Origin of the sequence: Bacillus haynesii (genome assembly GCF_001969855.1) — a bacterium.
In the GTDB taxonomy this organism is placed as follows: domain Bacteria; phylum Bacillota; class Bacilli; order Bacillales; family Bacillaceae; genus Bacillus; species Bacillus haynesii.
Window position 1 is genome coordinate 1 of record NZ_MRBL01000017.1, and the last position, 12,594, is coordinate 12,594.

The following is a 12,594-nucleotide window of genomic DNA, read 5'->3' on the forward strand; positions in this document are numbered from 1 at the left end:
GCCGCCAAGCTGTTTATATATCTTTACCCTGCATGAAATGAAGCTTATCTTATTCCGCAGTAGCTCAGTGGTAGAGCTATCGGCTGTTAACCGATCGGTCGCAGGTTCGAATCCTGCCTGCGGAGCCAATGCTTCCATAGCTCAGCAGGTAGAGCACTTCCATGGTAAGGAAGAGGTCAGCGGTTCGAGCCCGCTTGGAAGCTTAGATGAATACGTTGATATGACAAGGTTTCTCCTATGGTGGGGAAAGCTTTTTTGTTTTATGATATTTTGCTTTCGACTTTATTGAATGTATAAAAGCAGGCTAATGCCTGCTTTTAACTTTATACCCACTCATATAAAACATTTATTGTGACTTCTAAGACAAGAAGGAACAACATATAACTTGCATACTTTATCGTATCAGGTTCATGCTGTTTCGAGTCTTTAAAAGTCCATATAAATAGTGCTGCACGCCAATAACAGTCACGATTTTGCTAATCGTTAATAATGACATGACGACCTTCCTTTATATTAAAAATTCATTTATCATCTAACTTCTACATTTATCATTAAAATCCCTTTTAGCTGTAAAAACTGTCTCTGCTATTCAAACAAGCTCCCTGTCATCTGAGCCAGAGAGCTTGTTTAAGCATGTTTAAAATCCATTTAAAATAGAGAAGATCCGATTATTCACACTGCCAAAAGACTTGATGTTGTTTTGGATGTTGGAAAATAGGATGACGTATCTGCTCCCTGTCAGACTGAAGCTGTTTAATATGTTGTAGCCGGGCATGACGCCGTGACTTGAATAGCTTCCAGGAGACACATAAAAGCCCATGCCGTATGTTGCTTTGTTCGGTGTAAACATTTTCGTAAAGCTGTCATTGGAAATGATTTTTCTTTCATAAAGTGCTTTATCAAACAAATACATATCATAAGCGGTCATATAAATATCACCGGCTCCGTAAAGCTGGGATAGATCCGGCATGTCAGGTGTATAAAGTTTTTTTTGCAGGTTTAATTTATACCCTGTCGATGGATTTGACTCTTTAGTAAATGTTTTATAAAAGCCTGCATGTTCCATACCGGCAGGTTTAAAAATATGCTTTTTGATGTATTGGTCGACTGGTTCACCGCTTACCATTGAAACAATGTATGCGAGAACCGAGTAATTGGAGTCTCTATAATCCCATTTTCCAGTTGGGTATTTTACGCCCCGTTTTTCGATATCTTTAATTAAATCTTCCGGTGAAATATATCCGCGGCCTTCTTTGTGACCTCTAATCCCTGATGTGTGCGTCAGGAAATGATAAAGGGTGATCTTTGAGCCGTTTGGAAAATCAGGAAGATACTTAGAAACAGGGTCATTTACAGATAGTAATCCTTTTTCCTCAAGCTGTAGAATTGCCGTTGCAATAATCGCTTTTTGTGATGACCCTATATAAAAGACGGTATCCGGTGTATTGGGGACCATTTCTTCGCGGTTTGCATATAAATACCCTTTGCTTGTCACCACTTTTCCATCTTCTACGATCAATGCTGTGCCGCTGAATCCAATGCTTTTTAAATATTGATCCAATTGAGCGTTATCATTTTTTGTAACGATCGGGCTCTTTTTTGTTTCATTTTGACTTGTCTTCTTCTTTGCTTCAGGCTGTGCCTTTTTTTCAGTTGCCTGCAATTGGTTTTCCTGGTGATCTCGCATACCGCTTGGAAGTGCAAGATAAATTAATCCACAAACAAGCAGAAAGGAAAATATGATAAGCCTTCTTTTTGTTTTCTGCTTTTTTCTTTTCTTTATTCGCGTTCTGTATGTTCTTGCCATGACGGGTACTCCTTCTTTTATATGTGACGTATTTACTGACGCAATAACCCCTTAAAAAGTTTCTTCAAAATGCTAATATTTTCATACATGAACTTGAATAATGCCAAAATTTACATTTTGTTTACACTTGATCAAGAACAAGAGTTCGTATAAAATAAAGATGTGAGGTGAGAAGATGAGAAAGCTGTTGTATCGTTCCATTGAAGACCGTTTTCCGGTAGAAATCATTTACATGAAAAAAAGCGGTTTTTCTAAGCGGGCGATTCTTGTGAAAGAAATAAAAAACGGTTATGTGAAAGCATTTTGCTTCCAAAAACAACAGATCAGAATGTTTAAGATGGAGTCCATTTTATCCGTGTTCCCATATAAAAAAAGAAATTCAGCCCATTATGCTTAAAAGCTGTTCCTCCATCTTGCTGTCTTCTTTCTGTATTCCCTTCCTGTTTTGATATTCCATCTTTTGTTATAATGAATGTAAATTCGATTTAAAGAGAGCGGGCGTTTTTCATCTATGCTTCAGACGATCAATAAAACACTTGGTAAGATTATGCCTTTACTGACGCCTCTAAGTGTTGTCAGCGGGGTATTGCTTGCGGATTACTTAAATGGGCTGGCGGGTCTTGTGCCATGGATTTTTGCGTTCATGACGTTTGCCGGCAGCCTTGGGGCAAATTTTCAGTCGCTGAAAACAGCGATGGTTCATCCCTTGCCGATGCTTCTCGCTTTATTTGTTTTGCACATATTTATGCCTGTTTTGGCATGGAGCACGGGGCATCTTGTGTTTAGCGGGGATTCATTGACGATTACAGGGCTTACCCTTGGTGTTGTCATTCCGACGGGGATTACGAGTATGATTTGGGCTGCCATGTATAAAGGAAACATCGGCTTAACCTTATCGATTATTTTAGTGGACACCATTCTTTCTCCTTTTATTGTTCCGTTCAGTCTTTCCATTTTGGCCGGTGCGCATGTTGAAATGGATGTTATCGGTATGATGAAAGGTTTAGTCGGAATGATTGTGATTCCTTCTTTATTAGGAATGCTCGTCAATCAATTTTCAATACCGGAGCGGACAGCGCGTTTAAGCGCGAATTGTGCTCCATTTTCGAAAGTCGGGTTAGCCGCCGTGGTGGCGATTAACAGCTCAGTGGTCGCTCCTTACCTGAAAAACGTCGATTTAAAGTTTTTGACGATAGCCGTTACGGTTTTTTTGGTGGCATTTACAGGCTACCTGACAGCTTGGCTGATAGGCCGGCTGATGAAGCGGCCCCAGGAGGAAATCGTGGCTTTGATTTTTACTGGAGGAATGCGGAATATTAGCGCGGGAGCTGTGTTGGCCACCGGGTTTTTTCCGCCGCAAGTGGCGGTGCCCGTTGTCATCGGCATGCTGTTCCAACAGGTCCTGGCCGCGCTATTTGGGCATTTGCTTGCAAGAAGCGAGCTTAAAAAAGCGTATCATTTGGACAAAAAGACGAGTCTGCCCTCATAGTTGGCAGACTCAAACCTTACAGGAGTGAAAAACAATGAAAACTAAAGTAATTGTGATGATCTGGTCTTTGATCTCCGCATTTTTGTTTTGTTCTATGATAGTGACAGCTTCACTTTCTCCGCTCGCTCATTCAGGCCCTCATGCTAATGAGTTTGGCACTTTGGGGATGTGGGCGGCAATCGGAATCGTTTTGCTCTTTTATATGCTGCCCCTCGCTGTTTTTATGGCCGGGTTTGATGCAATGAAGTTTGTGATGGCTGTTCTTTGCGGAATTGGATTAATCATCGCGCTGACCATGATTCCAATCGTTTTGTTGATTGGCGCTATTGGCGGATATGCTTCTGCATTATTGGGCGTCGCAGGCCTTTGCATTTTGTTAGCAATCGTAAATGTGATTTGGTTTATCGTCGCCTTTCGCCGGCCGTCAGCAAGTGCCTCTTTCTGATATTCAAAAACCGCTTTCCCGCGTTCTGTTCAAGTTCGCCAGGTTCCTTTTGCGATCAGGTGGACGTTTCCCCCGATGTGAATCTCTGTGCTGTTTTCCGTTGTTTGCGCTTCAATATAAAGCAGGGAAGGGCGGTTTATTTCAAAACCTTGTTCAGCCCTTATGCTGAGATCATTTTGATTAAAATAACCGTGATGCAGTAAATATCCTGCGAGATCCCCGATTGCACTTCCTGTTGCCGGATCTTCGGGAACGCTGAGACAGTCGCAAAATACTCGTGCATTGATGTGGTTTTGTTCATGATAGGTTTCCGTAGAAAAAACGAGCAGACTGGCTTCTGTTTCTTTTATAAAAGCTTCAAACCGATCCTTGTTGATTTTGCATTTTTTAACTGCATTTAGCGAATTTAACGGTACGATAACTGCCGGAAGGCCTGTAGAAACCTCTTGTATCGGGAAGTTCGAATCTATATCACATGTGTCGATTCCTAGTACCTCTGCCATCATTTCTTTATCAAAAGTTTGGTTAAACACGGGCGGATTTTGCTTCATCCAAATGACCTGATCATCACCTTTGTCAAACGTCACTGGTATTGTGCCTGCCGTTACATTTAAAATGACATTTGAAGGAGGTTCAGGTTCGATTTCATTTTTAATGATAAACGCTGTGCCCAGCGTCGGATGTCCTGCAAACGGAATTTCTTTTTCCGGGGTGAAAATTCGGACATCGTACCCGCCATTTCCCTGTTTCCCTAATATAAATGTTGTCTCGGAAAAATTGATTTCCCTGGCTATTTTTTGCATTTCATCACTTGATAGGTTTTTTTCTGCTTTAAAAACAGCGAGCTGGTTTCCTGTATACTTTGTTTCTGCAAACACATCCACAAGGTAAAATTCCATTTGATGTTTCTCCCCTTTTAAATGACACTTCTCGCCCTAAAGGCAGTTTTACATATCTTACATGAGATGAGAATCATTGAACAGTCCAAAAATAAAGAAGAGCGGCTCCCGCTCTTCCTAATAAAGCAAATATTTCTTTCTGATATTCATAAACCGTTTTTGCTCTGCTTCGTATTTTTTGACGATTTCATCAATTGAAGCACCTTGCTCAATCATTGTTTTCACCCATCCGTTCCCGATCAGACGGTTGAAATTGCCTGAAGGGAGGAACTCAAAGTCGTCCGGGTAGAGGTCATGGACGGTTTTGATGATCGCGATACCGGTATTTACAGGCTTAAAAGCGGACCGGTTTGTCACGTAAAGCTCGACCCCGTGGCACAGTTTATTTTGATGCTTTGAAAATGTCGGAGTAAACGAGGCGGCTCTGAATCGAACCCCAGGGAGCTTCAGACCGTTTAACTTTTCGGCGAGCTCCGTACTTTTCATATAGGGCGCACCAATTAATTCAAATGGTTTTGTCGTGCCCCTTCCTTCTGACATGTTGGTTCCTTCAATTAAACCTGTGCCCGGGTAGACGATACTCGTATCCGGAGTCGGCATGTTCGGGGAAGGCAGGACGAAAGGAAGACCAGTATCTTCAAAGAACATCTGCCGCTTCCAGCCTTTCATTTTGATGACGGTTAAATCGGCGCCGATGTTAAATTCATCATTAAACAGCTTTGCCAGTTCTCCTGCCGTCATTCCGTGCCTTAAAGGGATGGGATACATTCCGACAAATGAAGAATAATCCGAATCAAGGACAGGTCCTTCAACTTTTAAGCCGCTTTGCGGGTTTGGGCGGTCAAGAACGATGAATGGAATACCGTTTTCTTTTGCCGCTTCCATCGCATATGCCATTGTGTAAATGTAAGTGTAAAACCGTGTTCCGACATCCTGGATGTCAAATAGCAGGACGTCAACGTTTTTCAACATCTCTGGTGTCGGTTTTCTTGTATCTCCGTAGAGGCTGTAGACGGGGAGGCCGGTTTTTTCATCAATATAAGAGTCAACCTTATCTCCGGCTTGAGCGTCTCCCCTTACACCGTGCTCTGGACCATAGAGGGCGGTCAGCTCAATACCGGGGGCTTGGTGAAGCAAATCGATACTGCTTGTTAATGTCGAATTGACACCGGTTGGATTTGTGATGAGACCGACCCTTTTTCCTTTTAACATGCTTTTCTTGTTCATGAGCACTTCAATACCCGGTGAGACTTTTGCTTTCTTTTCTTTGTCCGGAAAGGCAGCTGCTGCGGTTAGTGTACTGAAGACAAACATTCCCGCAAGCAGCCAGATCGCTTTTTTTCTCATCATGACCCTCCTTTGTGAAGCGGCTTGCCGTTTTTAATATTCAATCCGTAGCCATACGGGTAAAGGATTTCTCCGGGGCTTGTGACTGAAGGAATGTCTACGGGCAATGTTCCTTTAGGTTTTGCCTTTCCGAAGATAACTTCCACTCCGGCCGGGATATTCGGCTGCCTGAAGCGCCCGTTTGCATAGCCTTTAAAGCCGTATACTGCGATCACGGCTTTGGCTTCTTCAAAATTTGCCGTATCATAAGGGTTTCGCAGGCTCATTAAGACAAATTTTTTCCCGTTGGCCTGTGCGTATTTCATGGCGGCACGCGGAAAAGCGGTTGCCCACTTGCTTGAGTCTTGAATGCTGTCATCAATGACACCGTCGTTCACAACAGGATCGTTTTTGACTACGTATGATCCTGCGATGACATAATCAGCTTCGTCAATTTTCTTTTGAATCTCTTCATCAAACGTTTTTTCTGCAAATCGGGATTCGACCACCTTGATGTTTTTCTTTATTTTGCTGATGGTCTTTGCGATTGCTGCTGTTTGCTCCTCATATGGGGCGAGAATGAGGACGGTGTCCCCTTTTTTCGGTTTAAACGGCAGGGCGCTTTTGTCGTTTTTAAGGATGGTGACGCTTTCCCTTGCCATTTTCTTTTCGAATTTCAAGTGTTTGTTGCTGCCGACCGTTTTCAAGGCGTATTTGATTTTTTTCTGAAGCGGTTCGGAGCCGGTGTGATTGATGATGCCCCGGTCTATTTTTAATTGAAGGATTCGCTCCACCGACTGATCGATTTGTTCCATGGGGATATCCCCTTTTTTAACGGCTGTCAGAAGAGCTTCGAATACACGCGCCAGATTTTTTTCGGTCTCAAGCGATGTGACTTGCGCGGGCATGAGGGCGATGTCGACTCCTGCTTTGACAGCCATGACGACGGCTTCCTCCTGTCCGAAATTATCAGAAATGGCTTTCATATTTAAAGCGTCTGTTACAACAACGCCCTTAAAGCCGAGGTCTTTGCGGAGAAGGTCTGTCATGACTTTTTTGGAAAGCGTTGCAGGCACCATGATGTCCTCGCCGTCTTTTTTGCTTTTATAGGTTGTATCGTCAAAGGCGGGGAACTGGACATGCGCTGTCATGATCATGTCAATCCCTGCAGCGATCGCTTTTTGAAATGGCGCAAGTTCAACGCTTCTCAGCCTTTTTTCATCATGTGGAACAAGTGGCAACCCGTAATGGCTGTCAACCGCTGTATCGCCGTGTCCGGGAAAATGTTTTGCTGTGGCGATCATTTGCTCGTCCTGAAGGCCCTTCATCATCTGGATGCCGAGCTTTGAAGTCAGCTTAGGCTTGGAGCTGAAAGAACGGACGCCGATTACAGGGTTGTCGGGATTGTTGTTGACATCAAGGACAGGACTGAAATTCACATTGATGCCCAGTGATGCTAATTCTTTTCCGATGATTTTTCCTGATCTGAAGGCATTTTTGCTGCTTCTCGATGCGCCGACTGCCATATTGCCGGGCAGATTTGTGCCTGATTCGAGTCTGGTGACAATTCCGCCTTCCTGATCGATTGTGATAAAGAGCGGAATGTCATGACTCGCTTTTTGCAGGCCGTGCGTTAAGCGTACAGTCTGCTCTGTGCCTGTGACGTTTTCAGCAAAAAGAATGACGCCGCCGAGCCGGTATTTTTGAATGATTCCCGCGACTTCGTCATTCATTTCTGTTAATCCTTTGGCGCTCGATTCCCCTTTTTTCTTCCAGTTTCTAAAATCAGGCATCAGCATTTGTCCGATTTTCTCTTCAAGCGACATGCCGCTGACCATTTGTTTCATGTTTTGTTCCGGGTGCTGTTTTGCTTCTGCTTCGCGAGCGGCCGGCTGCAAAGCGAGAGACGATAACAGCAATGCAATCAACGCGCATTGGAGAAATCTTTTCATGTAAAGGGTCGCCTCCTATTGGTGATGTAACGCCTCGTAAACAACTGTAATGACGCTGCCGTACTTTCCGGTTGCAAATTCATCACCTTCGAATTGATTCGGGTTTTCTTTAGGGGTGAGGACGGGAGAGTGCTTTTTATTGGTTAACAACACAATGCCGATTTGATACACGGGATCAATGATGGTGACGGTTCCCGTCCATCCGGTGTGGCCGTATGCCTTGCTGCTGGCGTGCTTGCCGAACATCCACTCCATATCGGTATTGCCGTTGAGCCGCCATCCTAGTCCGTATGTGGGATTTGTTTTTGACGGCTCTGTAAATTGTGAAATGACCGAACTGCTGAATAGATGCTTTCTTCCGTAACCGCCGCCGTTCAGCATGACTTGAAGGAGCACTGCTGTGTCGTCAACGGTGGAAAACAGTCCGGCATGCCCAGAGATGCCTTCCATTGAATAGAACGCTTTTTCATCGTGGACTTCCCCCTGAAGCGTGTAAGTTCTAATGTTTGGAAACGAAATGGCACCGTCTCTGGTGTTTCCCATTCGTTCCGTAGCTGCAAAACGCGACGGTTTAAAGCCCTTTTGGAGCGGATTAAACAAAGTATGCCGCAACCCGAGAGGCCGGTAAAATTGGTTTTCAACAAAGGTATCTAAACGCTCGTTTGTGATTTTTTCAATGATCAGCCCGAGGAGCATATAGTCGATGTCACTGTAAATTTGCTTTGTGCCGGGTTCATATGCCAAGGGGGTTTTCACAAGATATTCAAGCGTTTTGCTCCGTGATTGAGAGTAGAGGTGTCCGGCTGATTTCGGGTCGTAATAATTCCAGCTTGCAGGGAAGCCTGCGTTATGATGGAGCAAATCAATGACGCGGAGCCGGTTTTTTCCCTTTACATCGTCTTCCGGGTGATCTTTGAAATCAGGGAGATAATGAGAAATGTTTTTGTTCAAGTCAAGCTTTCCGTTGCTCACTAAATGCTGCAAGGCAAAATTGACGGCATACATTTTTGTATTGGAGGCGAGGTCGAACATCGTGTTTGCTTTCATTTTTTTCGGATGTTTAAGCGCCGTGAGGCCATTGTATTTCTGCTTGTAGCCGTATGCTTCTTTTTTGACGATTTTTCCGTCTTTTATCAAAATAAGGGCAGCGCCGGGAAAGCCCGCTTTGACATCCTGTTCGATCAGACGATCCACAGCTTTAAGCTTTTCCGAAGAAAAACCGGCTTCTTCAGGCGTTTTCGCCTTCGTTAAAACAGGATATGTCAGCCGCTGTTTTGTTTCGTTCCCAATGGCAGTCTGTGCTAATGACGGAAGCGGAAAAAAGCATGTCAGCAACAATAGGGAAGACGCGGCTGTGCTGATCATAAACTTTTTCAGCTTGCTTCACTCCTTTCTGTTAAAAAATGTATAGTGGGAATTTTAAACAAACGTTTAATCAAATTCAACCGCCATATCGTCCTTGAAACCAAAGGAGTATGTTAAGACAAAGCCGGCAGCGTAGGAAATAAACAACCCGAGAATATACAAAAGAACTTGGTGGGTATGGACCAAAAATGACAAAGGAAGACCTGATACGCCTATCGATACGGTCGCGATTTTGAAATACGCTTGAAAGGCTCCGCCTACTCCGGCGCCGAGGCACGCGGTTAAAAACGGACGTCCGAGCGGAAGGGTCACACCGAATATGAGCGGTTCACCGATGCCGAGCAGGCCTGACGGCAGTCCGCCGGCAATGGCTCTTTTCAGCTTTGCTTTTTTCGTTTTGAAATAGATTGCAAAAGCAGCGCCTACTTGCCCTGCGCCCCCCATGGCCAAAATCGGCAGCAGCGGATCATCGCCGATTGAATTGATTAATTCCATATGAACGGGTGTCAGTCCTTGGTGAAGTCCGGTTACGACGAGCGGAAGGAAGGTGGCGCCCAGTACAAAGCCGGCGATAATGCCGCCAAGATCTAAAATGGCGAGAAGTCCTGAGGTAATGGCATCGGAAATCAAGCCGCCGACAGGCATGAAGACAACGTAAGTGACGATTCCTGTGATGAGAAGGGAAACTGTAGGTGTGATGATGATGTCGAGTGAATGAGGTACAAGGCGCCTGACCCGTTTTTCGAGAAAAGCGATAAATGCAGCTGCGAATAAAATGCCGATTAAACCGCCGCGTCCCGGCAAAAGCGCTTCACCGAAAAGCGAAATATCACCAACGGCCGGGTTAAGGATTAAAATACCGGCTAATCCGCCGAGTGCGGGGGAGCCGCCGAATTCTTTCGCCGTATTGACCCCGACCAGGATGCCCAAATACGTAAATAAACCTGAACCTATTACCGTTAAAATAATGGCCGTTTGTGATGTTTCCGCAAGCCAGCCTGCTTGGATAACGGCTTTGGTGATTCCGGTAATCAAGCCTGAGGCGACCAAAGCGGGGATCAACGGTATAAAAATGCTTGCGATCCGCCGGAGAAACAGCTTAAAAGGCGTCGCGTTTTTCTTGGAAAGCTCCGCTTTATGTTTGGCTGCGGATTCTTTTAAGTCAATGTGTTCTGCGGATTTAAGCAGCTTCCCGAACTCGTCTGATACGTGCTGTACGACGCCTGTGCCGAGGATAATCTGCAGCGTTTCCTCCTCAACTACGCCAATCACGCCTTCAAGCGCTTTGATTGAGTCGATGTCGGTTTTTTGACTGTTGACAGGCGTGATGCGCAGGCGCGTCATACAATGGGTATAATCCGCGACATTAGACGGGCCGCCGATGTGTTGTAAAATCAGTTTTGCCAGGCCGGCATATTTTTTCTCATCGCTCATTTTATATCCCCCTTTTTTACAATTCGCTCATTCCCATCATGCGGATGGCCGCTTTTGTTTGATCAATATACTGAATGATATCCTCGTAGCGCTCCGCGGCCATGCCTAAAAACAGAACGTCAATCATGTAAAGCTGAGTTAAACGAGAGGAGGTGGCAGCGCTGCGAAACGGCGCTTCATTTGAGCATGACGTATACAGGGCGACATCGCTTAATGAAGAGACAGCAGACTGTCCAAACCGCGTCAGTCCAATGGTTTTAATCCCATGTTTTTTGGCGAGTCTGACTGCATTGGCGATTTCGTGCGTTTCTCCTGAATAGGATATGGCAAACAGAACATCATGCTCGCCGGCATTGGCGATTAATGTCGCGACAAGATGCATATCACTAAAAGCGGTGGCCTTTTTATTGATGCGCAAAAATTTCTGCTGGGCATCTTGTGCGACGATTCCTGAAGCCCCGATCCCGCAAAAATGAACCGTTTCTGCGTTGATCAATATTTGAATCGCTTTTTGAAGATCTTCGTGGTCAATGTTTTCAAAGGTATCGCGAATCGCCTGAATCGAATTGCTGGTTGTTTTTTGAACGATTGAATGGAGCGGCTCCTGCGGTTCGATATCCCGGTATCCCTGATCAGACGGCTTCATTAAATCACCGGCGACCCTCATTTTTAAATCTTGAAAGCCTTTCAGACCCAGAGATTTGCAGAGCCGTATCGCCGCCGCCCCGCTTGTCTTTGCCGAAGAGCTCACCTCTTGAATGGTGCCGTTTACGACCTCGTGAGGGTTTTTCAAAATGTATTCGGCAAGCTTTCGTTCAGATTGCGGCAATTTGTGAAGCATATTCTGAATGATTTCCAATCCTCCTGCAGCCATTGTTTCTTCCTTTCTTATTTAAGATTTTTCATAAATGGATAGGGCCTTTTCGATATCGCCTTCTGATTTCTCCAGCAGTTTTTCAGCAGCGGCCGCATCTTCGTTTATTTTCAGCATGATGATGGCGGTTTTGACTTGGTTATTGGACTTTTCCAGTGCTTGCGCCGCCATTTCTTTTGGGACACCTGTGACCGTTTGGATGATGTGAATCGCCCGCTCCTTTAATTTGTTGTTGCTTACTTTTACGTCTACCATGAGGTTTTCATAGACTTTTCCCATATTGATCATGGCCGCCGTTGAGATCATGTTTAAAATCATTTTATGAGCGGTTGCGGCTTTCATTCTTGTCGACCCGGCAATGACTTCAGGGCCGACGACCACTTCTATGCTGTGATCTGCCGCCTGGCTGATCGCTGAGTTTTCGTTGCATGTCAGTGCGACGGTCTTGGCGCCTGTTTCCTTGGCATACTTCAGGGCGCCGAGGACGTACGGAGTCCGGCCGCTGGCAGCGATTCCGATGACGGTATCATTGTTTGAGAGGTTAACGGCTTCTAAATCCCGTCTGCCGAATGCCTCATGATCTTCAGCGCCTTCGACGGCTTTGAACAAAGCTTGTTCTCCCCCTGCCATGATGCCTATGACCGACTCGGGAGATATGCTGAATGTCGGCGGGCATTCCGCTGCATCAAGTACGCCGAGCCTCCCGCTTGTACCGGCACCGATGTAAATGATCCGTCCCCCTTTCTTTAACGACCCAACGGCGTAGTCAACGGCGGTCTTAACATCGGGCAAGACTTCTTGGACAGCTTCGGCCACCGTTTTGTCTTCATCATTCATGATTTTCAACATATCGATCGTTTCTACCTGGTGAATGCGCTTGGATCTTTCATTCCGGCGTTCGGTCGTTAAGGAACTTAAATGGCTGTTTTCCATCGACAAATCCTCCTGATCACGAAGTATATATTTCTTAATTTTCAGTATATTAAGGGTGTAATATTATTTC

At 45.1% G+C, this 12,594-nt stretch carries 11 protein-coding genes and 2 tRNA genes; 5 read left to right on the plus strand and 8 right to left on the minus strand.

Annotated features, from left to right (window positions below):
- Positions 1-53: 53 nt before the first annotated feature.
- Together BTA31_RS14940 and BTA31_RS14945 are read left to right on the plus strand one after the other, a co-directional pair.
- Positions 54-128: transfer RNA gene (locus BTA31_RS14940), tRNA-Asn, on the plus strand.
- Between the two features lie 2 nt (positions 129-130).
- A tRNA-Thr gene (locus tag BTA31_RS14945) sits at positions 131-203 on the plus strand.
- 434 nt (positions 204-637) lie between these two features.
- Here the strand turns inward: BTA31_RS14945 and BTA31_RS14950 are convergent.
- Positions 638-1,807 (minus strand): serine hydrolase domain-containing protein, encoded by a 1,170-nt coding sequence (locus BTA31_RS14950; RefSeq protein WP_076792870.1) that lies wholly within the window; start codon positions 1,805-1,807, stop codon positions 638-640.
- Between the two features lie 175 nt (positions 1,808-1,982).
- On the opposite strand from BTA31_RS14950, the gene BTA31_RS14955 reads away from it, so the two are divergent.
- From BTA31_RS14955 to BTA31_RS14965, 3 genes are all read left to right on the plus strand, one after another.
- A complete protein-coding gene (locus BTA31_RS14955) occupies positions 1,983-2,204 on the plus strand; it encodes a WYL domain-containing protein (RefSeq protein WP_076792872.1) in 222 nt (73 codons plus the stop codon).
- A gap of 150 nt (positions 2,205-2,354) precedes the next feature.
- Positions 2,355-3,296 carry a bile acid:sodium symporter family protein gene (locus tag BTA31_RS14960; RefSeq protein WP_094777442.1) on the plus strand — a complete coding sequence of 314 codons (942 nt, stop codon included), beginning with the start codon at positions 2,355-2,357 and terminating at the stop codon, positions 3,294-3,296.
- 34 nt (positions 3,297-3,330) lie between these two features.
- The gene (locus BTA31_RS14965; RefSeq protein WP_076792877.1) at positions 3,331-3,741 is read left to right on the plus strand and encodes a DUF5391 family protein; all 411 of its coding nucleotides are present in this window, start codon (positions 3,331-3,333) and stop codon (positions 3,739-3,741) included.
- 29 nt (positions 3,742-3,770) lie between these two features.
- Here BTA31_RS14965 and BTA31_RS14970 read toward each other — a convergent pair whose 3' ends face one another.
- From BTA31_RS14970 to murQ, 7 genes are all read right to left on the minus strand, one after another.
- Entirely contained in the window at positions 3,771-4,640 is an 870-nt protein-coding gene (locus BTA31_RS14970; protein WP_076792880.1) for a PhzF family phenazine biosynthesis protein, read from the minus strand.
- Between the two features lie 117 nt (positions 4,641-4,757).
- Entirely contained in the window at positions 4,758-5,987 is a 1,230-nt protein-coding gene (locus tag BTA31_RS14975; RefSeq protein ID WP_076792883.1) for an exo-beta-N-acetylmuramidase NamZ family protein, read from the minus strand.
- Positions 5,987-7,918: a glycoside hydrolase family 3 protein gene (locus BTA31_RS14980; RefSeq protein ID WP_076792886.1), complete on the minus strand. Its 1,932-nt coding sequence runs from the start codon at positions 7,916-7,918 to the stop codon at positions 5,987-5,989. Before BTA31_RS14980 ends, BTA31_RS14975 begins: the two co-directional genes overlap by 1 nt.
- Positions 7,919-7,933: 15 nt before the next feature.
- Positions 7,934-9,283 carry a penicillin binding protein PBP4B gene (gene pbp4b, locus BTA31_RS14985; protein ID WP_076792889.1) on the minus strand — a complete coding sequence of 450 codons (1,350 nt, stop codon included), beginning with the start codon at positions 9,281-9,283 and terminating at the stop codon, positions 7,934-7,936.
- Positions 9,284-9,349: 66 nt separating this feature from the next.
- Positions 9,350-10,717, minus strand: a complete 1,368-nt coding sequence (locus tag BTA31_RS14990) for a PTS transporter subunit EIIC (protein ID WP_076792892.1) — start codon at positions 10,715-10,717, stop codon at positions 9,350-9,352.
- 16 nt (positions 10,718-10,733) lie between these two features.
- Positions 10,734-11,591: a MurR/RpiR family transcriptional regulator gene (locus BTA31_RS14995; protein WP_076792894.1), complete on the minus strand. Its 858-nt coding sequence runs from the start codon at positions 11,589-11,591 to the stop codon at positions 10,734-10,736.
- Between the two features lie 18 nt (positions 11,592-11,609).
- Positions 11,610-12,524 (minus strand): N-acetylmuramic acid 6-phosphate etherase, encoded by a 915-nt coding sequence (gene murQ, locus BTA31_RS15000; RefSeq protein WP_076792896.1) that lies wholly within the window; start codon positions 12,522-12,524, stop codon positions 11,610-11,612.
- Positions 12,525-12,594 lie beyond the last annotated feature (70 nt).

Coding starts and splice junctions, on each gene's coding strand:
- BTA31_RS14950 (WP_076792870.1), bottom strand. CDS start 1,807: ATGGCAAGAACATACAGAACGCGAATAAAGAAAAGAAAAAAGCAGAAA.
- BTA31_RS14955 (WP_076792872.1), top strand. CDS start 1,983: ATGAGAAAGCTGTTGTATCGTTCCATTGAAGACCGTTTTCCGGTAGAA.
- BTA31_RS14960 (WP_094777442.1), top strand. CDS start 2,355: ATGCCTTTACTGACGCCTCTAAGTGTTGTCAGCGGGGTATTGCTTGCG.
- BTA31_RS14965 (WP_076792877.1), top strand. CDS start 3,331: ATGAAAACTAAAGTAATTGTGATGATCTGGTCTTTGATCTCCGCATTT.
- BTA31_RS14970 (WP_076792880.1), bottom strand. CDS start 4,640: ATGGAATTTTACCTTGTGGATGTGTTTGCAGAAACAAAGTATACAGGA.
- BTA31_RS14975 (WP_076792883.1), bottom strand. CDS start 5,987: ATGAGAAAAAAAGCGATCTGGCTGCTTGCGGGAATGTTTGTCTTCAGT.
- BTA31_RS14980 (WP_076792886.1), bottom strand. CDS start 7,918: ATGAAAAGATTTCTCCAATGCGCGTTGATTGCATTGCTGTTATCGTCT.
- pbp4b (WP_076792889.1), bottom strand. CDS start 9,283: ATGATCAGCACAGCCGCGTCTTCCCTATTGTTGCTGACATGCTTTTTT.
- BTA31_RS14990 (WP_076792892.1), bottom strand. CDS start 10,717: ATGAGCGATGAGAAAAAATATGCCGGCCTGGCAAAACTGATTTTACAA.
- BTA31_RS14995 (WP_076792894.1), bottom strand. CDS start 11,591: ATGGCTGCAGGAGGATTGGAAATCATTCAGAATATGCTTCACAAATTG.
- murQ (WP_076792896.1), bottom strand. CDS start 12,524: ATGGAAAACAGCCATTTAAGTTCCTTAACGACCGAACGCCGGAATGAA.